This is a genomic window from Halobium salinum (assembly GCF_026586625.1).
Lineage (GTDB): Archaea > Halobacteriota > Halobacteria > Halobacteriales > Haloferacaceae > Halobium > Halobium salinum.
On sequence record NZ_JAODIW010000008.1, the window covers coordinates 1 to 24,104 of the forward strand.

Annotated in this window: 30 protein-coding genes; 23 read left to right on the forward strand and 7 right to left on the reverse strand. The window is 68.6% G+C overall.

The window, feature by feature from the left end; translation table 11 throughout:
* Positions 1 to 129: 129 nt before the first annotated feature.
* From N5095_RS12090 to N5095_RS12140, 11 genes are all read left to right on the forward strand, one after another.
* The gene (locus tag N5095_RS12090) at positions 130 to 933 is read left to right on the forward strand and encodes a DUF7500 family protein (RefSeq protein ID WP_267623140.1); all 804 of its coding nucleotides are present in this window, start codon (positions 130 to 132) and stop codon (positions 931 to 933) included.
* 102 nt (positions 934 to 1,035) lie between these two features.
* The gene (cheY, locus tag N5095_RS12095) at positions 1,036 to 1,398 is read left to right on the forward strand and encodes a chemotaxis protein CheY (RefSeq protein WP_267623141.1); all 363 of its coding nucleotides are present in this window, start codon (positions 1,036 to 1,038) and stop codon (positions 1,396 to 1,398) included.
* A 3-nt stretch (positions 1,399 to 1,401) separates the two neighbouring features.
* On the forward strand, positions 1,402 to 2,616 hold the full coding sequence (locus N5095_RS12100; RefSeq protein ID WP_267623142.1) for a chemotaxis protein CheC: 1,215 nt from the start codon (positions 1,402 to 1,404) through the stop codon (positions 2,614 to 2,616).
* Positions 2,617 to 2,619: 3 nt separating this feature from the next.
* Positions 2,620 to 3,123 carry a chemotaxis protein CheD gene (locus tag N5095_RS12105; RefSeq protein WP_267623143.1) on the forward strand — a complete coding sequence of 168 codons (504 nt, stop codon included), beginning with the start codon at positions 2,620 to 2,622 and terminating at the stop codon, positions 3,121 to 3,123.
* Between the two features lie 178 nt (positions 3,124 to 3,301).
* Positions 3,302 to 4,936 carry a FlaD/FlaE family flagellar protein gene (locus N5095_RS12110; RefSeq protein WP_267623144.1) on the forward strand — a complete coding sequence of 545 codons (1,635 nt, stop codon included), beginning with the start codon at positions 3,302 to 3,304 and terminating at the stop codon, positions 4,934 to 4,936.
* Positions 4,926 to 5,366, forward strand: coding sequence for an archaellum stator protein ArlF (arlF, locus tag N5095_RS12115; RefSeq protein WP_267623145.1), 441 nt, complete (start codon positions 4,926 to 4,928; stop codon positions 5,364 to 5,366). The genes N5095_RS12110 and arlF overlap by 11 nt, the downstream gene beginning before the upstream one ends.
* Positions 5,366 to 5,809 carry an archaellum stator protein ArlG gene (arlG, locus tag N5095_RS12120; protein WP_267623146.1) on the forward strand — a complete coding sequence of 148 codons (444 nt, stop codon included), beginning with the start codon at positions 5,366 to 5,368 and terminating at the stop codon, positions 5,807 to 5,809. The genes arlF and arlG overlap by 1 nt, the downstream gene beginning before the upstream one ends.
* Positions 5,806 to 6,564, forward strand: a complete 759-nt coding sequence (gene arlH / locus N5095_RS12125) for an archaellum protein ArlH (protein WP_267623147.1) — start codon at positions 5,806 to 5,808, stop codon at positions 6,562 to 6,564. The genes arlG and arlH overlap by 4 nt, the downstream gene beginning before the upstream one ends.
* Before the next feature lie 39 nt (positions 6,565 to 6,603).
* Complete coding sequence (locus tag N5095_RS12130; protein WP_267623148.1) at positions 6,604 to 8,280, forward strand: type II/IV secretion system ATPase subunit; 1,677 nt, start codon at positions 6,604 to 6,606, stop codon at positions 8,278 to 8,280.
* Between the two features lie 118 nt (positions 8,281 to 8,398).
* On the forward strand, positions 8,399 to 10,153 hold the full coding sequence (gene flaJ / locus N5095_RS12135) for an archaellar assembly protein FlaJ (protein WP_267623149.1): 1,755 nt from the start codon (positions 8,399 to 8,401) through the stop codon (positions 10,151 to 10,153).
* Between the two features lie 94 nt (positions 10,154 to 10,247).
* Positions 10,248 to 11,117 (forward strand): CheF family chemotaxis protein, encoded by an 870-nt coding sequence (locus N5095_RS12140; RefSeq protein ID WP_267623150.1) that lies wholly within the window; start codon positions 10,248 to 10,250, stop codon positions 11,115 to 11,117.
* A gap of 21 nt (positions 11,118 to 11,138) precedes the next feature.
* On the opposite strand, the gene N5095_RS12145 is transcribed toward N5095_RS12140, so the two are convergent.
* A complete protein-coding gene (locus N5095_RS12145; protein WP_267624470.1) occupies positions 11,139 to 11,915 on the reverse strand; it encodes an aldo/keto reductase in 777 nt (258 codons plus the stop codon).
* A gap of 183 nt (positions 11,916 to 12,098) precedes the next feature.
* Here N5095_RS12145 and N5095_RS12150 point away from each other — a divergent pair, with 183 nt between their 5' ends.
* The 4 genes from N5095_RS12150 to psmA all read left to right on the forward strand — a co-directional run bounded on the left by N5095_RS12150 (position 12,099) and on the right by psmA (position 15,097).
* Positions 12,099 to 12,884 carry an RNase P subunit p30 family protein gene (locus N5095_RS12150; protein ID WP_267623151.1) on the forward strand — a complete coding sequence of 262 codons (786 nt, stop codon included), beginning with the start codon at positions 12,099 to 12,101 and terminating at the stop codon, positions 12,882 to 12,884.
* Positions 12,856 to 13,506 (forward strand): class I SAM-dependent methyltransferase, encoded by a 651-nt coding sequence (locus N5095_RS12155; RefSeq protein WP_267623152.1) that lies wholly within the window; start codon positions 12,856 to 12,858, stop codon positions 13,504 to 13,506. The genes N5095_RS12150 and N5095_RS12155 overlap by 29 nt, the downstream gene beginning before the upstream one ends.
* 328 nt (positions 13,507 to 13,834) lie before the next feature.
* A complete protein-coding gene (locus N5095_RS12160) occupies positions 13,835 to 14,314 on the forward strand; it encodes an Rpp14/Pop5 family protein (protein ID WP_267623153.1) in 480 nt (159 codons plus the stop codon).
* A gap of 6 nt (positions 14,315 to 14,320) precedes the next feature.
* The gene (psmA, locus tag N5095_RS12165; RefSeq protein ID WP_267623154.1) at positions 14,321 to 15,097 is read left to right on the forward strand and encodes an archaeal proteasome endopeptidase complex subunit alpha; all 777 of its coding nucleotides are present in this window, start codon (positions 14,321 to 14,323) and stop codon (positions 15,095 to 15,097) included.
* 229 nt (positions 15,098 to 15,326) lie between these two features.
* Here psmA and N5095_RS12170 read toward each other — a convergent pair whose 3' ends face one another.
* From N5095_RS12170 to gvpA, 6 genes are all read right to left on the reverse strand, one after another.
* Positions 15,327 to 15,674, reverse strand: a complete 348-nt coding sequence (locus N5095_RS12170; RefSeq protein ID WP_267623155.1) for a helix-turn-helix transcriptional regulator — start codon at positions 15,672 to 15,674, stop codon at positions 15,327 to 15,329.
* Positions 15,675 to 15,761: 87 nt separating this feature from the next.
* Positions 15,762 to 16,505, reverse strand: coding sequence for an NRDE family protein (locus N5095_RS12175; protein WP_267623156.1), 744 nt, complete (start codon positions 16,503 to 16,505; stop codon positions 15,762 to 15,764).
* Positions 16,506 to 16,540: 35 nt separating this feature from the next.
* Complete coding sequence (locus N5095_RS12180; RefSeq protein WP_267623157.1) at positions 16,541 to 17,011, reverse strand: hypothetical protein; 471 nt, start codon at positions 17,009 to 17,011, stop codon at positions 16,541 to 16,543.
* Between the two features lie 41 nt (positions 17,012 to 17,052).
* Positions 17,053 to 18,069, reverse strand: coding sequence for an MBL fold metallo-hydrolase (locus tag N5095_RS12185; RefSeq protein WP_267623158.1), 1,017 nt, complete (start codon positions 18,067 to 18,069; stop codon positions 17,053 to 17,055).
* A gap of 121 nt (positions 18,070 to 18,190) precedes the next feature.
* Entirely contained in the window at positions 18,191 to 18,844 is a 654-nt protein-coding gene (gene gvpO / locus N5095_RS12190) for a gas vesicle protein GvpO (RefSeq protein ID WP_267623159.1), read from the reverse strand.
* Positions 18,845 to 18,877: 33 nt separating this feature from the next.
* Positions 18,878 to 19,186: a gas vesicle protein GvpA gene (gene gvpA, locus N5095_RS22575; protein ID WP_267623160.1), complete on the reverse strand. Its 309-nt coding sequence runs from the start codon at positions 19,184 to 19,186 to the stop codon at positions 18,878 to 18,880.
* A 129-nt stretch (positions 19,187 to 19,315) separates the two neighbouring features.
* Between gvpA and N5095_RS12200 the strand changes: the two genes are divergently transcribed.
* Genes N5095_RS12200 through gvpM form a run of 8 tightly spaced genes read left to right on the forward strand, consistent with a single transcriptional unit; the run spans position 19,316 to position 24,095 of the window.
* Positions 19,316 to 19,942, forward strand: a complete 627-nt coding sequence (locus tag N5095_RS12200) for a GvpL/GvpF family gas vesicle protein (RefSeq protein ID WP_267623161.1) — start codon at positions 19,316 to 19,318, stop codon at positions 19,940 to 19,942.
* Positions 19,942 to 20,193, forward strand: coding sequence for a gas vesicle protein GvpG (gvpG, locus tag N5095_RS12205; RefSeq protein WP_267623162.1), 252 nt, complete (start codon positions 19,942 to 19,944; stop codon positions 20,191 to 20,193). Before N5095_RS12200 ends, gvpG begins: the two co-directional genes overlap by 1 nt.
* Positions 20,190 to 20,831, forward strand: a complete 642-nt coding sequence (gvpH, locus tag N5095_RS12210) for a gas vesicle protein GvpH (RefSeq protein ID WP_267623163.1) — start codon at positions 20,190 to 20,192, stop codon at positions 20,829 to 20,831. Before gvpG ends, gvpH begins: the two co-directional genes overlap by 4 nt.
* Complete coding sequence (locus N5095_RS12215) at positions 20,828 to 21,943, forward strand: hypothetical protein (RefSeq protein WP_267623164.1); 1,116 nt, start codon at positions 20,828 to 20,830, stop codon at positions 21,941 to 21,943. The genes gvpH and N5095_RS12215 overlap by 4 nt, the downstream gene beginning before the upstream one ends.
* Positions 21,936 to 22,532 (forward strand): gas vesicle protein GvpJ, encoded by a 597-nt coding sequence (gene gvpJ, locus N5095_RS22580; protein WP_390203123.1) that lies wholly within the window; start codon positions 21,936 to 21,938, stop codon positions 22,530 to 22,532. The genes N5095_RS12215 and gvpJ overlap by 8 nt, the downstream gene beginning before the upstream one ends.
* A complete protein-coding gene (gvpK, locus tag N5095_RS12225) occupies positions 22,529 to 22,843 on the forward strand; it encodes a gas vesicle protein GvpK (protein WP_267623165.1) in 315 nt (104 codons plus the stop codon). Before gvpJ ends, gvpK begins: the two co-directional genes overlap by 4 nt.
* A complete protein-coding gene (gene gvpL / locus N5095_RS12230; RefSeq protein ID WP_267623166.1) occupies positions 22,840 to 23,799 on the forward strand; it encodes a gas vesicle protein GvpL in 960 nt (319 codons plus the stop codon). The genes gvpK and gvpL overlap by 4 nt, the downstream gene beginning before the upstream one ends.
* Entirely contained in the window at positions 23,796 to 24,095 is a 300-nt protein-coding gene (gene gvpM / locus N5095_RS12235) for a gas vesicle protein GvpM (RefSeq protein WP_267623167.1), read from the forward strand. The genes gvpL and gvpM overlap by 4 nt, the downstream gene beginning before the upstream one ends.
* Positions 24,096 to 24,104 lie beyond the last annotated feature (9 nt).

Here is a 24,104-nt window from a genome sequence, read left to right on the forward strand (position 1 = left end):
GCTGATTTCTGGCATAGAGCACCAAGAAATCACGTCGCCTCACTTTTCACGCTTAACTAAACACGACCGTTCACGCCACCTCAACATTCATATACACGGACACACACTCCTACCCAGGAGACCCACGAGATGGCACAGGACCCGCCGGACGATTCTGACACCGAAGGCGACGACTCGGCGTCGATGGAGCCGTTCGAGACCGACTCGCTCGCGGACCCGGAGGGCCGGGTGCTCGACCCGTCGGAACTCGACTTCTCCGAACGCGACGAAGTGTCGGACCTCGGCGAGGGTCGGTTCATCGTCTCGGCGGGGTCCGACGGCGGACCTGGTGACGTGTCCGACCCGGCTGGGGCCGTGCCGTCACCGTCCGAGTCGAGCCCTCGGACGCCGGCGCCGACCGAACAGGGCGCCGTCGGCGCCGACGGGGCCGACGAAGCCAGCAACGCCGGGAACGGTTCCCGAGACGCCGTAGAGGACACCGACGAGGCGAACGCCGCACCGCCCCCCGACTCCGCTTCGGAGGGCGACCGTAGTCGGCGCCCGAACTCGCGCGAGCCCGTCGAGTCCGAGCCCGTCGACGGCGAGGCGGTCTCGGAGTGGCTCACCGAGTCGATGACCGACAACGGGTTCGACTACGGCTTCGACGCGACGCTGAAACACGACGGGGAGGTGATGCGTCACCGCATGGACTCCACGGAGGCTGAGGCGACCTTCGAGACGCTCCTGCTCTGGTACGCGCGCCAGGTCGACGACGACCGCCCGGTCGAGGAGACGCTCGGTCGGTTGCTCGCCGACTCGGAGGTGCCGGTGACGTTCCCGCCGGACGCGTTGGTCACGATGCTCTGTCACCACGGACTCTCGCGCGACGACACGATAGACGACCTTCTGGGGGCAGTCAAGCGGGACGGCGGGCTCCAGCTCTCGACCCGATAGCTCCCGACTCCGGCGGTGTTGCACTCGTAGTCGAGAATCAGTACCGATAATTTCGACGGTGGGGTTATATCCCGCCTCCCGTAACCCGACGACAGAGTAGCAATGGCTGTACGAGTGATGATAGCGGACGATTCGGAGTTCATGCGGAGCCTGCTGCGTGAAATCCTCGAGGGGGAGTACGAGGTTGTCGGCGAAGCCGAGAACGGGGTCGAAGCGGTCGACCTCTACGGGGAGAAGAACCCGGACCTCGTGATGATGGACATCGTGATGCCCATTCGCAACGGTATCGAGGCGACGACGGAGATTACCGACGGCGACCCGGGCGCGAAGGTCATCATGTGCACCAGCGTGGGGCAGGAAGAGAAGATGAAGGAGGCCATCAAGGCCGGTGCCCAGGGGTACATCACGAAGCCGTTCCAGAAGCCGAACGTCCTGGAGGCGATCGACGACGTGGTCCCGGCCTGAGCGATGCTGGTCGACATCCACTCGCTGGGCGTGTTCAGTCGACTCGCGAAGCAGGGGTCGAAGCAGGCGGCAGGGTCGCTCTCGCGGATGACCGGCGTCGACGTCCACGTCGACGTGACCAACATCTCGTTGCTCTCGCGGCGGGACCTTTCCGACGCGTTCGGGGACGAGGAATACGTCGGCGTCGAAATCGGGTTCGTGGGGGGACTCCAGGGCGAGACCGTGCTGGCGTTCGAGCGCGACTCCTCCGCACGGTTACTCGAACTCCTGATGCCGGGGCACGGGGGCGCCACCGACCCGGCCATGGCCCGGAGCGGTGTGAAAGAGGTGGGGAACATCATGACCAGCGGGTTCATCGACGGGTGGGCGAACCACCTCGGGGTGAGCATCGACATCACCCCACCGACGTACATCGAGCGCTCCGGGAGCGAACTGCTCGACGTGCAAGCGTCCGAGGCGGACGACCAGGTGTTCCTCTTCGAGAGCCGTCTCACCACCCCCGAGCGCGACCTGGACTTTCACATCTACATGAGCCCGGAGTACTCGGCACTCACCGAGTTGATGGCGGCCCACCGACGCGACGACGACGCCATCCCCGTCGACAAGCTCTCAGTGTTCAACGAGATGATGAAACGCGGCGCCGAGGGGGCCGCCACCCACGTCACGTCGATGACGGGTATCGAGACGACCGTCGACGTGAGCCGACTGAGTTTCGTCCCCATCGCGGACGCCCCCGACTACCTCGACGACGGGAGTCACGCGGGCGTCGTCTTCGGCATCGAGGGGCTCCCGAGCGGGTATCTCCTCATTCTCTTCGACGAACCCTCGGCGGTGAACGTCGCGGAGGCGCTCCTCCCGATGGAGACCGAGGAGTCGGGGTTGGGTGAGCTGGAACGGAGCGCCATCAAGGAGTTGGGAAACATCATGACCAGCGGGTTCATCGACGGCTGGGCGAACGTCCTCGGCACCTCGATAGACCACACGCCGCCCCAGTTCGTCCACGACATGGGGTCGGCCATCATGAGCCCGGTCATCGCGCGCCTCGGACAGCGACAGAACTACGCGTTCATGATAGATTCGACCATCGAGACCGCCGAGAACCGGTTCAGCTGTGACATCTACGCGCTCCCCGACGAGCGGGAGCTCGTCCGCGCGCTCGAGGCGCTCGGGCCGGAGTCGGGGACGCGGGTGGGAACCGACGCCGACGAAGTGGTCTGACCCGTGAGCGAGTCGGCTCCGGGGGCCGAACCGCGTCTCGTCAGGGTCGGCGTGGCCGAGTACGAGGTCGCGACCGGCGACGTCGTCCTCTCGACCAGCGGCTTGGGCTCCTGTCTGGGCATCGCTCTCCACGACCGGTCGGCAGGCGTCGGGGGACTGCTCCACGCCATGCTTCCCGCCGCTGCCGAGGGGAGAGAGGCGCACACGCCGGCGAAGTACGTCGACACCGGCGTCGCCGACCTCCTCTCGACGATGGTGGCGACGGGAGCGGAGCCCGGTCGGCTCCGGGCGAAACTCGTCGGAGGGAGTCGGATGCTCGACTTTTCCGACGAGGCGGGTCGAATCGGAGACCGCAACGCCGAGGCCGCCGAGGCGGCGCTGAGTGAGACCGACGTGGCCGTCGTCGCGCGCGACGTCGGCGGGAGTCACGGTCGGTCGGTCCGCCTCGACGTCTCCAGCGGCGACCTCCACGTCAGGACGGTCACCGACGGCGAGTCCGTCATCTGAGACGGCGGGACCGTTCGTCCCCCTTCGTCGACGATTCGTTTCCTCCCGTCGACGGGTCGCGACGCCCGCCGGCGTGGGCGAAACGTTCTTATCAGCTCGGTAGAACGACCTGGCGAAGTATCAGGAGTGATAGTGGGATGAGTGGGTTAAAGACGGATGACACGGTGGGTGAGGTAGAATGAGTTTCGCGACTCCGCACCACGCAGCGGCTTGGGTCGCCGTCACGGCCGGCGGAGCGCTCGTCAACGCGGACCCGACGTCGCTCGCCACAGTCGGCGAGGTCGGACCGTTGAGCGTCGTCCTACTCTCCTCGGGGCTGTTCGGGAGTGCAATCCTCGACCGTCTCCGCGGCGGAGACGACGAGGAGACGGTGGACGACGGCGACGACGACGCGCTCATGTCCGACGACGGGTTGGGCGGCGAGATGGGCGGCGAGATGGATGGCCTCGACGACATGGACGACTGGGGGGGCGACGACGACCCCTTCGGCGGCATGGGCGGCGACGAGGAGGGTGACACCGACGAACTCGAACACCGGCTCGACGAACTCGAAGGCGAGGTCGGGAGTCTCTCCTCGACGGTCGGAACCGTTCGGAGCGAGAACGAGGAGATCGCCGGGCAGGTCGAGGAGGTCACCGAGAACGTCCGGAAGCTCCTCGACATCTACGAGATGGTGACGCGCGGCATCAACCCGTTCGTCGACGACGTGGCCGCGGGCGGGAACGTGGCTGGTGGCCCCGGCGGTGCCGACGGGATGGACGGCTCCTTCGGCCTGTTCGGCGGCGAGGAGGCGGAGGAGGAGTCCGACGACGACGAACTCGACGAGGACATCGCGAACGCCGACGCCGAGGGGTTCTTCGACGAGGAGCTGGCGGAGGACGAGGCGGAGGACGAGGACGCCCTCGACGGGTTCTACGAGGAGGAAGACGGAGACGAAGCGGACGACGCGGAGCCCGCCGCCGACCTCGGCGGGATGGACGACCTGGAGGACTCAGACGAGATGACGACAGACGATACCGACGGTGGCGGGAAATCGTTCGCGGAACTGAAAGCGGAGTACGACTCCGGCGACGCCGAGTGGGCCGGGGAGGGCGAGCCCGAGCCGACCGAGGCGGCCGTCGACGACGACCAGACGGAGCCCGCCCCCGAACCGGAGGCCGCGCTCGACGGCCCCGAACTCGCCGCCGACGACAGCGCCACCGCACTCGACTTCGGCGACCGCGACGACGTCGGGAGCGACCCGGACGACACCCTCGGGGCCGGGCTCGACGACGACCCGGTGACGGACACGGAGACGGTCTCGTCCCCCGACGCCGAGGGCGACCGCTCGGAGGTCGACGACGCCGAGACCGCCGACGCGACTGCGCCCGACGGCACGCCTCACGAGGGGGTCGACGACGACTGGACCGTCTCCGAGAACGCCGACGACTCCGGGTTCCAGTTCGTCGAAGAGCCGGAGCCGGGTCGACCGTACCTCCGCGCGCTGCCGAGCGCCTACGCGGGCGACCTCGTCGTGATGGAGTGGCTCGAGTACCTCGTGTCCGAGTCGAGCCCCACCGACGCCGCGCGCGCCATCCGGTACTACGAGAACGTCGAGTGGATCAGCGAAGGCGTCAAAGAGGACCTGCTCGACTTCCTCGTCGGCTTCGGCGAAATCGACGAAGGGGAGGCGCTGGTTCCGGGCACCGCCGAGCTGTCGCGCAGTCACCACACCCGGAGCCTCTCCTACATCAACCGACTCGACGATGCCGACGCCGAGTCGCTGATCGTCGACCGCTGGGACCGGCTCTCGGGGGACCCGGATGGGCTTTAGCGTCTCGGGGTCCACCGCAATCATCTTCGTCGGTATGTTCATCGCCCTCGGAGTCCTGCAGCCGGCGGTGTCGAACGGGTTCGAGCGAGTGGAGGACGCCCGGTCGGCCGACGCGGACCGACTGCTCGACGAGCGGAACACGGACATCGACGCGACGGAGCTGATTCACGACACGGCGGCCGACGAGGTCACGCTCGTGGTGACCAACACGGGGACGACCACGCTGAACGTGGACGACGTGGACGTCATCTACAACGGCAGCTACGAGTCGTCAGTACAGACGACGGTCGCGGGAAACTCGACTACCGGCGTCTGGCTCCCGGGTGAAACCCTCAGAGCGACGGTGAGCGTTCCGGACGCGAACCAGACGGGCGCGCGGGCCGTAGTGGTCACCGAACACGGCGTCAGCGACGCCGAGGTGGTGTCGTAATGGCGAGCGTCTCGGTCTCCCATCTCATCCTCTTCATCGCGAGCCTCATCGTCGCCGGCAGCGTCGCCGGCACACTTATGACGGGGGTCGACCGTCTTGGAAGTGCCATAGAAGACGAAAGTCTCGATGTCAGTAAACAAGTGCGGACCGACATCGAGGTAATCAGCGACTCGGGGAGTGCGGTCTACGATACGAACAACGAGGGGAACATTACCTTGTACGTGAAAAACACCGGTTCTCGAAACTTACCGCCCGACGGAACTGGGCTCGACGTGCTCGTCGACGGGCAGTACGCGACAGACACTTCGCTGACGCTGTTGGACGGCGACTGGGACACCGGCGACGTCGTAGAACTCCAGATCTCGACGACGCTGTCCCCCGGCGACCACCGGGTGAAGCTAATCATGGGTGGCGACGAGGAGGTGTTTCACTTCCGCACATGAGTAGTCGACACAATCTCCTCTCGCTCGGCCTCGACGACCACGACCGGCTGAACAAGGAGCTCGGCGGGGGCATCCCGCGCGGGAGCATCGTCCTCATGGAGGGTGATTACGGCGCCGGCAAGAGCGCCATCTCCCAGCGGCTCGCGTACGGTCTCACCCAGGAGGACGCACGGGTCACGTACCTCTCGACAGAACTCACGGTCCGGGGGTTCATCGACCAGATGTACTCTCTCTCGTACGACATGACCCGGGCGCTGCTGGACGAGGAGCTCCTCTTCCTGCACGCGGACCTCGACGCGGGCGGGAGCAAGTTCGGCGGCGGGGGGAACGACGACCGCAAGGAACTCCTGCGCCGGCTGATGGAGGCCGAGGTGATGTGGCAGTCGGACGTCATCATCATCGACACGTTCGACGCCATCCTCCGCAACGACCCGACGTTCGAGTCGCTGGTCCGGAACAACGAGGAGCGACAGGCGGCGCTGGAGATCATCTCCTTCTTCCGCAACGTCATCTCGCGGGGGAAGGTCGTCGTCCTCACGGTCGACCCCTCCGCCGTCGACGACGAGGCAATCGGCTCGTTCCGTTCCATCGCCGACGTGTTCTTCGAACTGCAGATGGTCGAGGTCGGGAGCGACGTCAGACGGCAGATCTCCGTGAAGCGGTTCGCGGGGATGGGTGAACAGGTCGGTGACATCGTCGGGTTCTCCGTGCGGTCGGGGACGGGCATCGTCATCGAATCGCGGAGCGTGGCCTGAGATGGCGACGCGGGCGACTGGCCGAGGGGTGAGCGACGCGTGACGGAGCACGGGACGGCCAAACCGTCCGCCGACCTCAAGCGGCTGGCCGGGAAGCGCCCGCACCTCAGGGACCACCTGATGAAGTTCAAGCAGATTACGGGCGAGTTCCCCCGCCTCATCGAGGAGGCCGACGGGGAGTTCGAATCCCACCGCCCCAACGTGCTCTACCCCGTCGGCGGTCCCATCTTCTGTCACATCTACGGCGACATGGGACAGGACACGAAGTACTACACCGTCGAGCCGACGCTCTCGGAGGAGGAGGGCGGCGTCCTCCAGCAGGTCAAACGGAAGCTCCTGTCGAAGAGCGGCCACAGCCAGTCCCCCGAGAACGAGGCGGAGTACGACGACCTCATCGAGCAACTGCTCGAAGATTCGACGGTCGTCCGAGACGGGGCACCGTCGGGGCTGGCCGACCGAGCGCGGCAGGTCCTCGACTTCGGGAAGATTCAGGTGACCAGCGAGACCTACGAGAACATCCGCTACCGCCTGAACCGGGACATCATCGGCTTCGGGCCGCTCGAACCGGTGATGCGCGACCCGGCGAACGAGGACATCCACGTCATCGGCCCCCACGAGTGTCACGTCGACCACAGCGTCTACGGGATGCTGGAGACGACGGTCGACTTCGGCGACCCGCAGCAGTTCGACGGGTGGCTCCGAAACATGGGCGAGCGGATGGGCGACCCCGTCTCCGACTCCGACCCCATCGTCGACTCGACGCTGCCGGACGGCTCGCGTATCAACATCATCTACTCCGACGACGTCTCCATCAAGGGCTCGTCGCTCACTATCCGTCAGGGCGAGGACACGCCGCTCTCCATCAACCAGATCACGAACTGGGGGACGCTCTCGCCCGAGCTCGCGGCGTACCTCTGGATATGCCTGGAGAACGAACAGACGGTGTTCGTCGTCGGGGAGACGGCGTCCGGGAAGACGACGACGCTGAACGCCATCCTCTCGTACATCCCCGGCGACTCGAAGATATACACCGCGGAGGACACCGCCGAGGTGCTCCCCCCACACAACACCTGGCAACAGCTGCTCACCCGGGAGGGGAAAGGCGAGAACTCGACCAGCGTCGACATGTTCGACCTCGTCGCCGCCGCCCTCCGTTCCCGTCCCGACTACATCATCGTGGGTGAGGTGCGTGGGGCGGAGGGACGGATGGCGTTCCAGGCCGCACAGACCGGCCACCCCGTGATGCTCACGTTCCACGCGAGCGACATCGTCTCGATGATTCAGCGGTTCACCTCCGACCCCATCAACGTCCCCGAGACGTTCATGGACAACGCCGACGTGGCGCTGTTCCAGAACCGCGTCAAGCAGGGAGACAAGGTGCTGCGGCGGGTCACGTCGGTCCAGGAGATCGAGGGGTACTCGAAGGAGATGGACGGGGTCGTCACCCGCGAGGTGTTCTCGTGGGACCCCGTCGAAGACGAGATCGTCTTCCAGGGGATGAACAACTCCTACGTGCTCGAGGAACAGATCGCGACCCTGCTCGGTTACGCGGACACCCGGAAGATATACGACGACCTCCAGTTCCGGGCGGACATGACCGAGCGGATGATTCAGGAGAACATCCTCGGATACCACGAAGTGAACAAGACCATCAGGGACTTCCAGCGTGACGGCGTGGAAGGGCTCCCCTTCAACATGCATCGCTCGAGGCGGTGACCATGCGACGCGAGGGTGGGCCAGGAGCCGACAGGAGCACACCGGAGAGCGGGTACCACGCGCCGGGGCCGGACCGCCTCGACCGCCACGGTGCAGGGACAGGGGGACGTGACTGACCGTGGGGACGAGCCAGTCCTCCGGGTTTCTCGGCGGGTCGCTCGCGTTCGCCGAGACCGTCCTCGAGTCGTTCGACAAGATAGACATCTCGAAGCGGCGGTACGTCGGGGCCATCCTCCTCCCCTCGTTCGTCTTCTTCCTCCTCACCGCGGCGGTGGCCGTCGTCGCCGAGAGCCTCCCGACGTTCGTTCGGCTCCCGATTCCGATGCTCGGGCTCCTGTTGCTCTCGGCGGCCGTCTTCTACCCGAAGGTGTACGTGAGCGGCCGGCGGACGGCTATCGAGCGCCAGATCCACCTCGCGATGACGCACATGACCGTGCTGTCGACGACGAACATCGACCGGATGGAAGTCTTCCGCGAGCTCGCGGGTGTGGAGGAGTACGGCGTCCTCGCGGAGGAGATCGGTCACGTCGTCCACCTCGTCGACACCTGGAACCAGAGCCTCGACGACGCCTGTCGACGCCGTGCGAAGGAGGTGCCGAGCGACGTGCTGTCGGACTTCTTCGACCGGCTCGGTTACACGCTCGGGGCGGGTCAGGAGCTCTCCGACTTCCTGCTGTCCGAGCAGGGGGTCGTCATCCAGCGCTACCAGACCATCTACGAGGGCGCCCTCGGCAACCTGGAGGTCATGAAGGACCTCTACATGTCGATGATTCTCTCGATGACGTTCGCGCTCGTGTTCGCGACGGTGCTCCCCATCCTGACCGGCACCGACCCGACGACGACCGTCTCGGCGGTCATCACGATGTTCGGGTTCGTCCAGGTGGGGTTCTACCTCGTCATCCGGACGATGGCGCCGTACGACCCGGTGTGGTACCACCCCGAGGAGGGGGAGGAAGAGAGCGCCCACACCGAGACGAAGCTGACGCTCGTCGTCGTCGCCAGCGTCGCCCTCGTGTTCGTCCTGCTCGCGATTACGGCGGGCGGCATCTTCGGGGTGACGCCGGTCGGCCTCCCCGACCTCCTCTTCTTCCTCGACGAGGTACCGCTCCCGCTGTACATCGCGGTTCCGGTCACGCCGCTCGTGGTGCCGGGCATCGTCTTCCGGGCCGAGGAGGGGATGATCAGCGAGCGTGACGAGGAGTTCCCGAACTTCATTAGGGCGCTCGGTGCGACCGAGAGCGCGAAGCAGGCGACGACCGGCTCCGTCCTTGAGAGCCTCCGAAAGAAGGACTTCGGCGCGTTGACCCCCGACATCGAACGGCTCTACCGCCGGCTGGGCATGCGCATCGAGGCCGGCCGGTCGTGGGAACTGTTCGCCATCGACACCCGGTCGTACCTCATCCAGAAGTTCTCCGAGATGTACGTCGTCGGGCGGGCGATGGGCGGCGACCCGAAACAGCTCGGCGAGCTCATCAGCCAGAACATGAACACGGTGAACCAACTGCGCGAGCAGCGTCGACAGGCGGCGGTCACCCTCATCGGCCTCCTGTACGGCATCACGGCCGCCTCCGCGTTCGCCTTCTTCATCGGCCTGCAGGTCGTCGCCATCCTCGCCGAACTCTCTTCAGAGCTCACCGTCGACCAGTTCGACTTCGGGAACCTCATCTACGCGGGGGTGTACGACATTCCGACCATCGAGTACCTCCTCCTGCTCATCATCCTGTTCAACGCCGTGCTCTCCTCGCTGATGATTCGGACCATCGACGGGGGGAACAAGTTCAACGCCTACATCCACTTCGTCGGGCTGACCTGGCTCGGCTGTCTGACCGCCATCGCGACGAAGGAGCTCGTCACGGCCATCCTCATGATTTGAGGCGGGGTGGTGTGTCACCGTCCGCGGCGGCACTTTCCGACGATGAAAACAGTCAAGACCCGTGACTCGTATCCCCCGAACAGCAACGGGTAGCATGACTGAATCAATCGTCGCGGATTTCGTCGGTCGCTTCCAGACGCCCGAGCACGCGGGCGCGGAGCCGGTCACCGGTCGAATTCTGCTGAGTCGCAAACGGCTGGTGCTCGCCGCGGACGCGGGGAAGACGACGGTTCCCCTCTCGAGCGTGTTCGACGTATCGGTCGGGTTCGTTCCGGCGGAGATGGAGGAGTTCTTCGACGACACCGTCACGGTCGCCTACACCGAGAAAGGGGCGGGCAACCGGACGGTCGTCATCGAAGGGAAGGGGACGAACGTCGACAAGTTCGCCTCGGTGCTGTTCAAGACACTGCTCAGCGGCACGAAGACCTACTACCGCCATCCGGCCAAGGTCGGCGGGCGCGTCACCGACGCCCCCGTCAGAAAGGGGAAGCTGAAACTCGAACCCCGTCGGCTCGCCTTCGTCGGCTCCGAGCCGCTCTCCATCGACCTCACCACCGTGACGAACATCGGGCGCACCCACCGGGAGTTCGGCGGCAGCTCCCGGGAGGTGCTCGCCGTGAGCCACATGGACGGCGGGTCCGCCATCACGACCGACCTCGCGGTGAGCTCGCGCCGGAAGACGAACGTCCTCGGCCGGTACGTCCGGCTGGAGTACGCCTCGTTCGTCGAGGAGATCGCCGACCTCGAGCAGACCGAGGAGGAACTGGAGGCGCTCGTCGCGGTGTACTCGGCCGGCGGCGCCGTCGACCTCGGCTCCCTGCTCGACGCCGAGCCAGCGCAGGTGACGATGGTGCTCAACTCGCTTCGCGAGGACGACCTCGTCGTCGACCGCGAGGAGGCGACCGAGCTCACCCCCAAGGGCCGGGTCGTCGTCACGCGCCACCTCGAAGACGTGAACTTCTGACTCCCCTGCCGTGACCACGCCTCAGTCTCGGTTCCAAGCGGCGTCGTCCCGGTCGATGACCCGCGTTCGGTCGTCGACGCCGTCGAGCGCGTCGAGCGCCGCCTCGCCGAGTTCCACGTCGGTCGCGCGGTAGTTCTCCGCCACGTGGTCGCCCGTCCCCTTCGGGATGGGGACCACCCCGCGTGCCATCGCCCACGCGAGACAGACCTGTGCGGGGGTGGCGTCCACCTCCGCCGCGACGCGCTCGACGACCGGGTGGTCGAGAGTTCGTCCGCGGCCGAGCGGCGAGTAGCCGACGAGGGTGTGACCGTGGCGCTCGGCGTACTCGCGGAGTTCGCGCTGGGGGAAGAGCGGGTGACACTCGACCTGGTGGGCGACGACCGGGGCATCCAGGACGTGGCGGGCTTCGTCGAGCAGGTCCGGCGTGAAGTTGCTCACGCCGACGTTCCGGGTCAGGCCGCGGTCGCGTAGCTCGTCGAACGCCGGCAGCGTCTCCTCGGGGTCGTACGCCTCGGTCGGCCAGTGGACGTACAGGAGGTCGACGGCGTCGACGCCGAGGCAGTCGAGACTGGCTTCCGTCGTCGCCAGCACGTCCTCGCGGCCGAGGTTCGACGGATGCACCTTCGTCGCGAGGACGACCTCCTCCCGGTCGACCCCGCTCTCGCGGAGGCCCCGGCCGACCGCGGCTTCGTTGCCGTACATCTGTGCGGTGTCGACGTGGCGGTAGCCGCAGTCGAGGGCCGACCTGACCGCGGCCGCGCAGTCTTCGCCCTCGGCTCGGCTGGTTCCGAGGCCCATCGCGGGGAGTCGGAAGTCGTGGCGGGAGGTCACGACCGACACGACGGGCCGGAGCGACATAGTCCCGGGCGCATCGGCGCGGGCCGCCGCCTCGTCGCCGACGCCGGACCGTCTCCGTCGCCGGTCTCCCCGTCCCCGCTCCCGACCGAAACCGACAAACGACGCCGACGAGCAGAGTCGGGCATGTACGAGGCGGTGCACCCGTACCCGGACGGCCGGAGCACGCCGGCGCGCTACGCCCGCGAGGCCGCGAGGGGCGGTTTCGAGGGCGTCGTGGTCCGGGGTCGGAGCGCCGTCGACGAGGGTTGTGGGGCCGGACGGGCGGACGGCGGCGACGGCGGCGGCGGCGACGGCGACAACGGTGACACGCCGGCCGGTCCCTTCGGCGCCGTCGCCGACCGCTACGGGCTCGACGTGGTCGACGCCGTCGAGGTGAGCGGCGACGACCGCTCGTCGGTCAGCGGGGCCATCGGGAACTACCGCCCGAAGACGACCCTCCTGTTGGTTCGCGGCGGTGACGACGACGTGAACCGCCTCGCCGTCGAGCAGGTGCAGGTGGACGTGCTCACCCGCCCGATGCGCGGCGACGGCGGGTTCAACCACGTGCTCGCGAAGGCCGCCCGCGACAACGGCGTCCGCGTGGAGTTCGACCTCTCGTCCGTCCTGCGCCGGGACGGCGGCCACCGCGTCCAGGCCCTTCAGGACCTCCGTCTCCTCCGGAAGCTCGTGACGAAGTTCGACGTGCCCTACGTCGTCAGCGCGAACCCGCGCTCGCATCTCCAGCTCAGGGCGCCCCGCGAACTGGCCGCCCTCGGCGAAGTCGTCGGCTTCGAGGCGGCGGAGATTCGGGAGGGGCTCGCCGAGTGGGGCCGACTCGCCGCCCGGAACAGGGAGCGGTCGTCCGATTCGTTCATTGCGCCCGGCGTGCAACGCGGCAGGTATGAAGAAGACCATCGAGGAACACGCTGACCGCTTCTCGGACATCGCCGCCGACTACGACGACGACCAGTCGAGCGAGGAGTACCGCGCCTGCGTGAGTCTCGTCGTCGAGCACGCCGCCCCCGGCCCCGACGACGTGGTGCTCGACCTCGGCACCGGCACGGGCGCCATCGCGCTCGCGCTCGGCCCCGAGGCGAAGCGGGTCGTCGGTCGCGACATCAGCGAGGGGATGCTGGAGCAGGCCCGGACGAAGGCCGCCGAAGCCGGCATCGAGAACGTCGAGTTCGGCTACGGGGAGTTCCGCGCTCCCGACTACGACGGCGAGGTCGACGTGGTGGTGTCGAACTTCGCGATGCATCACCTCTCCGACGCGGAGAAGCGCGAGGCCATCGAGGTCGTCGCCGCGACCGGTGCCCGCCGGTTCGTCCTCGGCGACGTGATGTTCTTCGGCGAACCGGACCCCGAGGAGCCGTTCTACAGCCCCGAGGTCGACGACCCCGCGACGGTCGGGACGCTCGCCGACGCGCTCACCGACGCCGGGTTCGCGCTCACGGCCGTCGAGTCCGTCCACGACCAGGTCGGCGTCCTCGTCGCCGAGCGCGCCGCGGGCGAGGGGACGGAGGAGGCAGTCGTCGAGGACATCGAGGAGTGAGCGTGCAGGGGACGACACACCGAACCAGCAGAGGGGCGACGGTCGGCCCGACAACCGCCGGAACGGCGATAGGTCCGACACCCACCACGGGCGGGGCTCCGGAAGGGGCCGACGGCTCCGGGAAGCACGACGTTCACGAGAGCACTGCTCTCGTGCAGCCCACAAGAAGTGCCGCCGGCACTTCTTGGGACGACGCAAGCACCGCAGCCGCGAGCGAAGCGAGCGGCGAGGAGCGCAGAGCGTCGCGCGACCGGAGCCGTCGGGGGCTTCCGAGGGTCGTCTCCGAGGGTGAGCCGTCGACACCGACAACAACGCCGTACACCGAGAGATGAAACACCTACCCAAACACCTCACCGAACGCTGGCGCTACCTCGCCGTCGAGATAACTACCTGGCCGGACGCCTCCATCTCCCGGGGCGCCTTCCAGCGCGAACTCTGGTTCGCGGCCCAGAACCTCGTCGGGGACGTGGGGAGCGCCGACGCCGACCTCACCGTCTTCGACTTCGAGGGCGGGGCAGGGGAGTACGAGACGGTCGTGCGCGCCCGCCGCGGGGAGGTCGGGCCGGCGCGGGCGGCGCTGGCCTGCATCGACGCCGTCGGCGGCGACCCCGTGGGGGTTCGTGTCCGGGGCGTCTCCGGGACGGTACGGGCCTGTGAGGAAAGGTATTTAGGACGCGCGGCCGGAGCCACAGGACAGAGACACGTCGCGTTCGACGGCGCCGACCGGCCCGCGCACGTGCGGGACGACAGCCTCGACGTCTCCCTCCCGGACGGGTACGTCGGCGCGGCGGAACTCGATTTCGAGTGATACCATATGCAGGGACAAGCCCAACAGCAGGCGTACGACCGCGGCATCACCATCTTCTCCCCCGACGGCCGACTCTACCAGGTCGAGTACGCGCGTGAGGCTGTCAAGCGGGGCACCGCGAGCATCGGTGTTCGGGCCGAGGACGGGGTCGTGCTCGCGGCCGACAAGCGCTCGCGCTCGCGCCTGATGGAGGCCTCCAGCGTCGAGAAGATTCACAAGGCCGACGACCACGTCGGCATCGCCTCCGCGGGCCACGTCGCCGACGCCCGCCAGCTCATCGACTTCGCCCGCCAGCGCGCGCAGGTGAACCGCCTGCGCTACGGCGAGCCCATCGGTATCGAGGCGCTCACCAAGGAGGTCACCGACCACATCCAGCAGTACACCCAAATCGGCGGCGCCCGCCCGTTCGGCGTCGCGCTCCTGCTCGGCGGCATCGAGGAGGGTGAACCGCGCCTCTTCGAGACCGACCCGTCCGGCACGCCCTACGAGTGGAAGGCGGTCTCCATCGGCGCCAACCGCGGCGAGGTCCGCGACCTCCTCGAGGAGAAGTACTCCGAGGAGATGAGCCTCGACGACGCCGTCGACCTCGCACTGGAGGCCCTCGGCGAAGTGAACGAGGAGGGGCTCACCCCCGAGGGAATCGGCGTCGCCACGGTCAGCGTCGACGACGAGCAGTTCCACGAACTCTCGGACGAGGAACTGGAGAGCCACCTGACCGACAAGGACCTCCTCGCCGACGAGGACGAGGCGGGCGACGACGAGTCGGCCGCGGACGACGAGTAGCGACCGACGCTCCGGTCCCCCGCTTCGACGGCGTCTCGCCCGCACCGTCTCCGCTCCTCCGCACCTCCGTTCGTCTCGTCGCTCGACTCGACGACGAGCGCCTTTCGGGCGTGAGCCGCGGCTCCGCCACACCGTAGCCGTGGCTCGATACGACGACGGACGCGAGAAACGCTGCAGCGCTCGGCGGCGTTCGCAGAACGGGGTCGGTCTCCGGGGGTCGCGGGCGGGCTCAGTACTCCTCGTACGCGAGGTTCATCAGCCACTGGGAGAAGGCGTCGCTGTTGGCGTTGACCTCCTCCTCGCCGATGAACGGGGAGAGCATGTCGCCGGCCATCAGCAGTGCGAAGTCGAGGTCCTTCGCGGTCGGGCTGAGGTAGTAGGTGTTGTGTCCGTCGTACACCGCCTCCTCGCGGTCGACGAGCCCGAGGTCGTACAGCTTCTCGGCGATTCGACTCCCCTTGCGCGAGGAGACGTCCAGCTCCTTCCAGAAGTCGCTCTGGTGGATACCGCCCGATTCGCGGACCAGTTCGAGACCGGCACGCTCGTCCTCGGAGAGTTCAGACTCGGCCGCGCTCATGTACGAACCACCGCCCGCGCCCCGCTTAAACTTGGCTCTCTCCCGGTGCTGGTGAGGACGCGCCGGAGGGCCACCGCCGTCGCCGTCTCAGACCGGGTCCTCGACGGGGTCGAAGTCGGTGGTGCACGGCGGTCCCGGGGCGAACTCGTAGCGTCTCGACCCGTCCCGGCCGAGCCGAATCAGACACGACGAGACGGTGCCGTACCCGACCCCGTGCACACAGACGCCGTACTCGTGGTCGCCGAGCACGTCGGCGGCGCGGTCCAGCCAGTCGTCCGCGGTCTCGCCGGCACGGGGGTCCAGCGCTTCCCGCACGGTTCGGGCGTTCTCGGCCTGTTGACGGCCAGCCTCGGGTCGCCGGTCGGGGACGAAGAAGGAGTCGTCGGTGCCGACGTTGACGACGACGTGGACGCCGGGGGCGTACTCCCGGACGTGGAGGTGGCCGTCCCACTCCAGTAGGGTCGCGCTCTCCGCGTCGGCGACGACGAGGTTGAACCCGTCGTACTCGTGGTCGGCGACGGCGTCTTCGACCATCCGAACCGCGGCGTCGGCGCTCCCCTGTCGGAGGGCGTCGCGGACGAGGAGCCCGCGGGAGCGCTCGGCGGCCAGTCCGCCGACCCAGCGGTTCGTGACGCCGACGAACAGGCCGTGCTCGTTGTAGCCGACCCAGGTGCCGCCGGCCTGCGCGTCGGCGGGGGCGACGACGGCGGTCCCGTCGAAGTCGCGCGCCCGGGGCGGTTCGGAGGGTCTGTCGAGCGCCTCGTCACGGTTGGCGGCGACGACGACCGGCGCGTCCTCGAAGACCTGCCACGCGAGGGTGAGGGTACACACGGAACGGGGTACGGATGGGAGGTGCTTAGCTTTCCTCACCCTTCCGCGAAGCAGTTGAACTCGAGGACGAGGTGGTCGACGGGCGAGGCCGGCCGCCCGCTCATCGACGTCAGCGTCAGTCGGTCGTGGATGGGCCGCTGTCCCAACCGGAGCCAGTACTCCCGGCGGTCCTCGACGACGGGCACCTCGTGGTCGCCGTCCACGTCGACCCACCCGACGGCCTCCTCGTCGAGCGCCGACTCCGAGAGGGTGAACCGCAGGACCGCGTCCTCGTCGTCCAGCATGACGGTCGCTCCCTCGAGGAGCCCGCCGTCGCCACGGCGAGTGATATCGGTCCGGCAGGCGGCGTTCGACTGCGACTCCGACCCGGTCCCCGAGTCGGCGCTCGACCCGAACGGGCCGGAGCAGCCGGCGAGCGCTGCCGTGCCGGCGGCCGAGAGCGACGCGAGGAGGCGGCGACGGGAGGGCGAGTCGGTGTCTTCGTCTGCGTCGGAAGCGGAGGGCATCTGCGTCGGATGCCGGCTCCCACGACAAGTAGCCTTTCGTCTCACTCCGTCGCCGGGAACAGCGCCGCCACGTCCGGTTCCGCCTCGACCAGCGCGTACCGGTGGCCGCCGCTCTCGGCTCCCCCTTCGTCACACTCGACGACGCCCGCCGACGCGAGGTGGTCGAGGTGCGCGAACGCCTCCCCCGGCCCGTGGAGGATGTGGATGTCCGAGAGGTCGCCGAACAGGTGGGCACTGACGGTCCACGCGTCACAGGGGCCGTGTTCGTCGAGGACGGAGACCACGCGCTCGGTGCGCTCGCGGTGGTGAGCGAGAATCTCCCGGGCGCGACCCGCCGGGTCGTCGATGGGGTCGCGGTGGCCCGGCCACGCGCGGGCCCAGTCGCGTTCGACGACCTCGACGAGGCTCTCGGCGTAGGTCGCGAGCGGGTCCTCGACGCGCACGTCCGCGCCGCCGACGTTGGGCGTGTACTTCGGGAGGATGGCGTCGCCGACGAAGGCGTGTCGGCCGGGGGCGTCCGAGTCCAACGTCTCCCCGGCGGTCTCGAAGGCCGACAGGCCGGCGGCGTGGCCGGGGAGGTGGACGACTTCGAACGACCGTTCGCCGAGGTCGAGGACGTCGCCGCCGTCGAACGGCGTCACCTCGCAGGGCGTCCCCCGGATGTCCTCGTGGGTGTCGAAGAAGTCGAGGAGCTCCTCGCGTGGCCCGTGCGGGAGCCCCCACTCGTCGAGTCGGCGGCGGGTGCGCGCGGCCTCGTCGGCGACCGCCGCTTCGTCGCCGGCGACGAGCGGCGCGTCCGCGGCGTGGGCTCGGACGGTGGCGCCGCTCTCGGCCTGAATCTCGCCGGCGAGGCCGGTGTGGTCGTAGTGCCAGTGCGTGACCAACACCTCGTCGACGTCCTCGACCGCGAGCCCGGCCTCGGCGAGCCCCGCTCGCAGGGCGTCGCGGCCGGCGTCGGTGGCGATGCCGGCGTCGACGAGGACGGTCGGCTCGCCGGGGAGGAGATACACGTCGTTGCGCCCCTCGAACGCGCGGTTCGCGAGCTGAATTCGCTTCACGGCGGAGGGAGGTGGCGGGGGGAGAAAGGCGTTGGTGTCGACGTCGACGAGACAGCCGATGGCGACACCGTCTCCGGACCCAGGGCCGAGGACGGAACCGTCCCCGGAACCGTCCCGCCGGCTACACTTCGTCGACGTCCGAGTCGGCGCGCCGGTAGCGCCCGACGCGGCGGTAACCGGTCACCCGGGCGGACTCGTCGAGGTCGAGTTCGTACCGCCCGAGGATGTCCTGCGTGTCGGGTACGGAGTGGCGCTCGACCACCTCGACGACGGTGATCCACCCCTCGCCGTCGCTGGTCACCTGGATGACCCCGTCGAGGTCGTGGCCGATGAGTTCGGCGGCGGTCGCGCGTGCCGCGTCCCGCACTTCGACGATGCTCGCGACGGCGTCGCTCCCGTCGCCGTCGTCGCTGCCGGCGTTCGAGCCGCCGGCGTCGTCGGCCGTAGTACCCGAATCGGCGTCGGCCCCGTCTTCGTGGGTCTCGTCTTCGTCGTCTTCGCCCGCGTCGTCTTCGTCGCCACCGGCATCGCCGTCGTCTCCGTCCTCCTCGGCGCCGTCGCTGTCGTCACCGTCCGGGTGGTCGCCTTCGGTCGCCTCCTTCACGGCGGACAGCACCTGCGAGGCGTGGGAGGCGCCGATACCCTCCACGTCGAAGAGGGCCGAGCGCTCGACCCCTCGGAGGTCGCCGAGGGTCTCGTAGCCGCCCTTCCGGAGCTTCTCCGCCGTGGATTGGTCGATGCCGTCTACGTCGCCGACGTCGGTGTCGTCGTCCATCTCGTGTCTCCCTGTCCTCGCTCAGGTGGGGAGTTACTCCGAGGCGATGCCCATCTGGGCACGCTCGACGTCCTGACTGTGCTCGCGGGCGGCGGTCGTCTCGATCTCCAGGTCGCTGAGTTCGTCCATGTCTCCGGTCTGGGAGGCTTGCTCTATCTTCGATATTTCGGAGGCGTAGGTGAGGAACGTGTCGACGGAGGCGACGACGACCCGAGCCTCGACGGTGAGAATCTCGATGCCCACGACGGAGACGCGGGCCCAGACGTCGATGACGACGCCCTTGTCGAGGATGCGGTCGAGGACCTCCGCGAGACTGGCACTGCCGGGGGTTTGTGTTGCCATGCGGACAACGACTCTCTCCCCACTAATAGTCGCTGTGGCTGTATCTACCGAGACCCCCGGTTACGTCCGCCAGTTTTCGTCTCCGTGGCCACAACGGTTAGGCGGCCGCGACGAGTAGACGGTCGCATTATGAGTGGGAACCACCTCTACGTCTACGGCGTCGTCGAGGCCGAGGACCTCGAACTCGACGTCGAGGGCGTCGAGGGCGCGTCACCGGTTCGGACGGTCGACCACCGGACCCTCTCGGCCGTCGTCACCGACATCGACGACATGGAGCCCGAACGCACCGACGAGAACGCCCAGGCGCACGACCGGGTGCTCCGGGCCGTCCTCGACCACGAGGGCGGGCGGACGGTGGTGCCGATGCAGTTCGGGATGACGTTCAAGGGCGCCCGGGAGCTGAAGAACGTCCTCCGGAGCGGTCGCCGGGCGTTCACCAAGGCGCTCCGGGACGTGGACGGCGGCGTCGAGCGCGGTGTGAAGCTCGTCGCCGACGAGGGGGTCGACCTCGACCCCGAGCGCGTCGAGGCGGAGGTCGCCGAGTGGCTCGACGGCCTCGCCGTCGAGTCGGTCGCGAACGACCGCTACAGCGACCGACTCGTGCTCAACCGGTCGTACCTCGTCCTCCGGGAGGAGACCGAGGCGTTCGAGACGGCCGTCGACGACCTCGAAGACGTCTACGACGGCGTCACGGTGAAACAGAGCGGCCCGTTCGCGCCGTACAGCTTCGTCGACATCCGAATCGGGGCCCAGTGATGATTCTCGTCGACGACCTCCTCGTCCGGCCGTTCTTCTCGATTCTGAACATCCTCCACTCGATGGCCATCGAGGAGATGTACGACGTGCGGGCCATCTCGAACGAGCTGAAGGAGAACCAACTGCTGTACGAACTCGGCGACCGCGACACCGAGGAGTACGAGCGCCGCAAGGCCGAACTGGAGGCCGAACTCGAGGTCGCCGAGGCCGCCCACGAACAGCTCAGCGGTCGGGTGGAGGTGCGCCGATGACGCCCGGTCGGGGGCGGGATAACGACGCGAACGGCCCCGGCGGCGACGACCGCGACGACGGTCGGGAGGACGAACCGCGGGGGTTGTTCGGTGCGCTCCGGCGACTCGCCGACACGTTGGTCGACCTCGACGCCGGCGCTCGTACCGGGACCGGTTCCGGCGGTCCCGGCACTCCCGGTAGCCGGGGGCGACCGGAGGGCCCGAACCGGGTCGTCGGCGGCGACGACACCGGCCGGTTCGAGTACCGATTCGGCGTGTCGACGCTCGACGACCTGCTGGCCGCGAGCGAGGCGGAGGAGGCGGAGGAGGCGGACGGGGCGAGCCGTTACGGTCGAATCGACCCGCCGACGAGCGTCCACGAGGGGCCGGAGGGGGTCGTCGTCCACGTCGACCTGCCGGAGGTCGAGGGCGACACGGTCGCCGCCGGCGTCGACGGCGGGACGCTCTACGTCGGCGTCGGTTCGGAGGTGCTGACGCGCGTCCAACTCCCTCGTGAGGGCCTGGAGGTCCAGCACGGCACGTACAACAACGGCGTCCTCGAGTTCTTCCTCCGCGACGGCGGAAGCGAGGACGGCGAGCGCGACGACGAGGACGCGGGCGACGGTGCGAGCGGCGAACGGGAGACAGGAGACGCATGACCGACGAAGACACCACAGAGTCCACGGAAGAACCGAACGACCCCGAGTCGAACCGGGACGAAGGTGAGGACGGGAACGGGGCCGAAAGCGAGAACGGGGCCGAGCACGCGCCCGACACCGACGAGGCACCGGATGCCGACGAAGTCGTCGAGGACGCGGCCGAGGTGGCCGAAGACGCCGCCGACGCCGCGGTCGCGGAGGCGGCCGAGGCCGCGAAGGGAGCCGCGGAAGTCACCGAGGCGGTCCCGGTCGGGCGAATCCAAGAGCTCGCGGAGACCGCCGAGGAGCGCCTCGACGCGTTCGTCGAGGCGGAGAAGCAGGGGGAGGCCGACAAGGGGCTCCTGGAGGAGCTCTGGGACGTCGCCGAGGAGGCGGAGGCGCTGCTCGCGACGGTCGAGGAGTCCGCCGTCCACGAGGTCGTCGACGAGGACGCCGGGATGGAGGAGTTCGGGGAGTACGTCGAGGCCAACAAGGAGATGGCTGGCCTCCCCAGCACCGTCGACGAGGCCGAACACGAGGTTGCCGTCGCGTACCGCGAACTGCTCGACCTCGTGGAGCTGAGCGAGGTGTGGGACGCGGTCGACATCCGCGAGTTCCTGCGCAACAAGCGCGACCTCGACGAGGAGTTGGACGACGTGACCGACTACTTCGGGGGCGACGGCTGGGTGGGAGACGACGACGGCGGCTGGGTAGGTGACGACGACGAAGGGGTCTTCGAGACCGACGACGACACGCGGGTCGACCCGCAACTCGACCCGGACCTGGGCGAACTCGGCGGGAGCGAGGGCCAGCAGGCGGCCATTCAGGCGAAGGTGAACGACGCCGTCGAGGAGTTCAGGGGGAGCATCCTCGACGCCCACGAACGCCTGAAGGAGGTAGTCGAGAAGAACCGCGAGCGCACCCGACAGGCCGGCCAGCCGGACTCGCGCAACCCGACGGCGGTGTCGACGATGCCGCCGAGCGCGAGCCGGACCGACCTCAAGGGCGGCACCCGCCACTCGACGGTGCCCTCGGAGACGCTGCACTCCTCGGCACCGAACCACGGACGCATCTACGGGAGCCGGTTCGACCGCGCCCGGAAACGCCGGGACGAGGAGGACGACGATGAGTAACCCCGGCCCAACCCGACAGCAGGACAGCCTGAAAGACGTCGTCGAGATGCTGCTCGACAAGGGCGTCGTCATCAACGCCGACATCGCCGTCTCGGTCGGCGAAACGGAACTCATCGGCATCCGGCTCCGGGCCGCCCTCGCCTCCTTCGAGACCGCCGCGAAGTACGGACTGGAGTTCCCGAGCGGCACCGACATGCAGCGCGTCCAGGAGGCGTCGGGCGCCGACGGGGTGATTCGCGGGACGGCCGACGCCGCGAACGAGGTGGTCGGCGGGACGGCCGACGGGGAAGACGGAGACGCGGGCGACCGGGGCGAGAGACGGCTTCGCGGCCGCCCCACGGAGCCGGGACTCGCCTCGCGAATCGCCGTCGAGGACCCGAGCACCGACCCGGCCGAGGGGGCCGTCGAGGAGTCGGGTGAGGAAGATAGCGAGTCGACCGAGGTCGAAGCGACCGTCGAAACCAGCAGCGGCGAGGGCGAGTCGAGCGACGACGCTGTCGACGCCGCGAACGAGGGGACCGACGACACCGACGGTGACGACGGCACCGAGACGAGAGACGACGACGGCGAGGGGGACGAGCCGACGTGACGACCATCGACATCGACGGTGACGACGCGGCCGACGGCCTGCTGACGCTCGTCCTCGCGGTGGTCGACCTCCTCGTCGACGCCCTCGAACGCGAGGCGTTACGCCGGATGGAGTCCGGTCGACTCGAGGACGACGAAATCGAGCGCCTCGGCACCCAGCTCGCGAATCTCGAAGCCGAAATCGAGGGGCTGAAAGCCGAGCGAGGTATCGAAGACGAGGTGGCGCGCCTCCGCTCCGACCTCGACGGCCTGGTGAGCGATACGATGCGGGCCGCCGGCGGCGAGGCCGTCTTCGAGGAGGTGACGCGATGAGCGAGCGCGGCGGGACCACGGCCGCGGGCGCCGGCGCCGACGCCGACTTCGAGGAGGGTCGATACGTCTTCTGTGTCGTCGCCGTCGACGACCCCGACGACGTCGTCTTCTCGACAGCGGGTATCGAGGAGGGCGAGACCGAACTCGTCGTCGCGGACGGGGAAGACACCGACACGGTCGCGGCCGTCGTCCAGCCGGTGACTGGGCCGTTCGACTCCTCGGTACCGGCGGAGATACAGCGGTGGCTCCTCGACCACCAGCGTGTCGTCGACGAGGCCGGCGAGCGCTTCGGGACGCCGCTTCCGTTCCGCTTCGATACCGTCGTCCGAGGTGACGACGACGCGGTCCGAGCGTGGCTCAGCGAGGAGCGACCGCGACTCGTCGAGGCGCTCGACCGCTTCGACGGTCGCTGGGAGTACCGCGTCGAGGTCGTCTACGACCGGGAGGACGCCCGCGAAGAGGTCGCCGCGGCGGACGACGAACTCGCCGAGCTACAAGCGGAAATCGACGCCGCGGACGAGGGGACGGCGTTCCTCCTCGAGAAGAAGTACGAGCGGCGACTGGAGTCGCTGCTCGGGGAGCGCGAGGCCGAGCGCGCGGCCGGCCTCGCGGCACGGCTCGAACCGCTCGTCGACGGGTTCGGCGACCTCGGCGACCGCCCTTCGCTCGGGCTCGACGTCGGCGACGCGGACGACGAGTCGGAGACGCTCGCGCGCTTCGCACTCCTCGCAGACGACGATGGGACCGAGGCCGTCGGCGACGAGCTCGACGCGGTCGCCGCCGACCCCGGCGTCGAGGTCCGATTCACCGGCCCGTGGCCGCCGTACAGCTTCGCGCCGTCCTTCGGCGAGGTCGGCGACCGCGGCGAGGGGCGCGGAGACGGTGACGGCGGCTCCGCTCCCGGAGCCGACTCCGGGGCCGAAGCCGACGGTCCGGACTCCGACCCGACGCCATGAGACCGACGCGCGAGCAGGAGGACGCGCTCGTCGACCTCGTCGACGTCATCCTAGAGGAGGGCGTCGTCCTCCAGGCGGACGTGATTATCAGCGTCGCGGAGGTGCCCCTCGTCGGGCTGAAGCTCCGCGCGGCGCTGGCCGGGATGGCGACGATGACCGAGTACGGCCTGTTCGAGGAGTGGGACGAACGAATCCGTGGGGAGGCCTCGAACGACCGACGGGAGGCGACGCTCGGCCACGAGCGCTCGCCCGGCGTCGGCCACCGCCCGACGCCGCGAACGGGCAACGACGGGTAGCCGGCCACG

Bases quoted from the DNA above. Each gene is read 5' to 3' on its own strand.
- N5095_RS12090 (WP_267623140.1), top strand. From the start codon at position 130: ATGGCACAGGACCCGCCGGACGATTCTGACACCGAAGGCGACGACTCG.
- cheY (WP_267623141.1), top strand. From the start codon at position 1,036: ATGGCTGTACGAGTGATGATAGCGGACGATTCGGAGTTCATGCGGAGC.
- N5095_RS12100 (WP_267623142.1), top strand. From the start codon at position 1,402: ATGCTGGTCGACATCCACTCGCTGGGCGTGTTCAGTCGACTCGCGAAG.
- N5095_RS12110 (WP_267623144.1), top strand. From the start codon at position 3,302: ATGAGTTTCGCGACTCCGCACCACGCAGCGGCTTGGGTCGCCGTCACG.
- arlF (WP_267623145.1), top strand. From the start codon at position 4,926: ATGGGCTTTAGCGTCTCGGGGTCCACCGCAATCATCTTCGTCGGTATG.
- arlG (WP_267623146.1), top strand. From the start codon at position 5,366: ATGGCGAGCGTCTCGGTCTCCCATCTCATCCTCTTCATCGCGAGCCTC.
- arlH (WP_267623147.1), top strand. From the start codon at position 5,806: ATGAGTAGTCGACACAATCTCCTCTCGCTCGGCCTCGACGACCACGAC.
- N5095_RS12140 (WP_267623150.1), top strand. From the start codon at position 10,248: ATGACTGAATCAATCGTCGCGGATTTCGTCGGTCGCTTCCAGACGCCC.
- N5095_RS12145 (WP_267624470.1), bottom strand. From the start codon at position 11,915: ATGGGCCTCGGAACCAGCCGAGCCGAGGGCGAAGACTGCGCGGCCGCG.
- N5095_RS12150 (WP_267623151.1), top strand. From the start codon at position 12,099: ATGTACGAGGCGGTGCACCCGTACCCGGACGGCCGGAGCACGCCGGCG.
- N5095_RS12155 (WP_267623152.1), top strand. From the start codon at position 12,856: ATGAAGAAGACCATCGAGGAACACGCTGACCGCTTCTCGGACATCGCC.
- N5095_RS12160 (WP_267623153.1), top strand. From the start codon at position 13,835: ATGAAACACCTACCCAAACACCTCACCGAACGCTGGCGCTACCTCGCC.
- psmA (WP_267623154.1), top strand. From the start codon at position 14,321: ATGCAGGGACAAGCCCAACAGCAGGCGTACGACCGCGGCATCACCATC.
- N5095_RS12170 (WP_267623155.1), bottom strand. From the start codon at position 15,674: ATGAGCGCGGCCGAGTCTGAACTCTCCGAGGACGAGCGTGCCGGTCTC.
- N5095_RS12180 (WP_267623157.1), bottom strand. From the start codon at position 17,011: ATGCCCTCCGCTTCCGACGCAGACGAAGACACCGACTCGCCCTCCCGT.
- gvpO (WP_267623159.1), bottom strand. From the start codon at position 18,844: ATGGACGACGACACCGACGTCGGCGACGTAGACGGCATCGACCAATCC.
- gvpA (WP_267623160.1), bottom strand. From the start codon at position 19,186: ATGGCAACACAAACCCCCGGCAGTGCCAGTCTCGCGGAGGTCCTCGAC.
- N5095_RS12200 (WP_267623161.1), top strand. From the start codon at position 19,316: ATGAGTGGGAACCACCTCTACGTCTACGGCGTCGTCGAGGCCGAGGAC.
- gvpG (WP_267623162.1), top strand. From the start codon at position 19,942: ATGATTCTCGTCGACGACCTCCTCGTCCGGCCGTTCTTCTCGATTCTG.
- gvpH (WP_267623163.1), top strand. From the start codon at position 20,190: ATGACGCCCGGTCGGGGGCGGGATAACGACGCGAACGGCCCCGGCGGC.
- N5095_RS12215 (WP_267623164.1), top strand. From the start codon at position 20,828: ATGACCGACGAAGACACCACAGAGTCCACGGAAGAACCGAACGACCCC.
- gvpJ (WP_390203123.1), top strand. From the start codon at position 21,936: ATGAGTAACCCCGGCCCAACCCGACAGCAGGACAGCCTGAAAGACGTC.
- gvpL (WP_267623166.1), top strand. From the start codon at position 22,840: ATGAGCGAGCGCGGCGGGACCACGGCCGCGGGCGCCGGCGCCGACGCC.
- gvpM (WP_267623167.1), top strand. From the start codon at position 23,796: ATGAGACCGACGCGCGAGCAGGAGGACGCGCTCGTCGACCTCGTCGAC.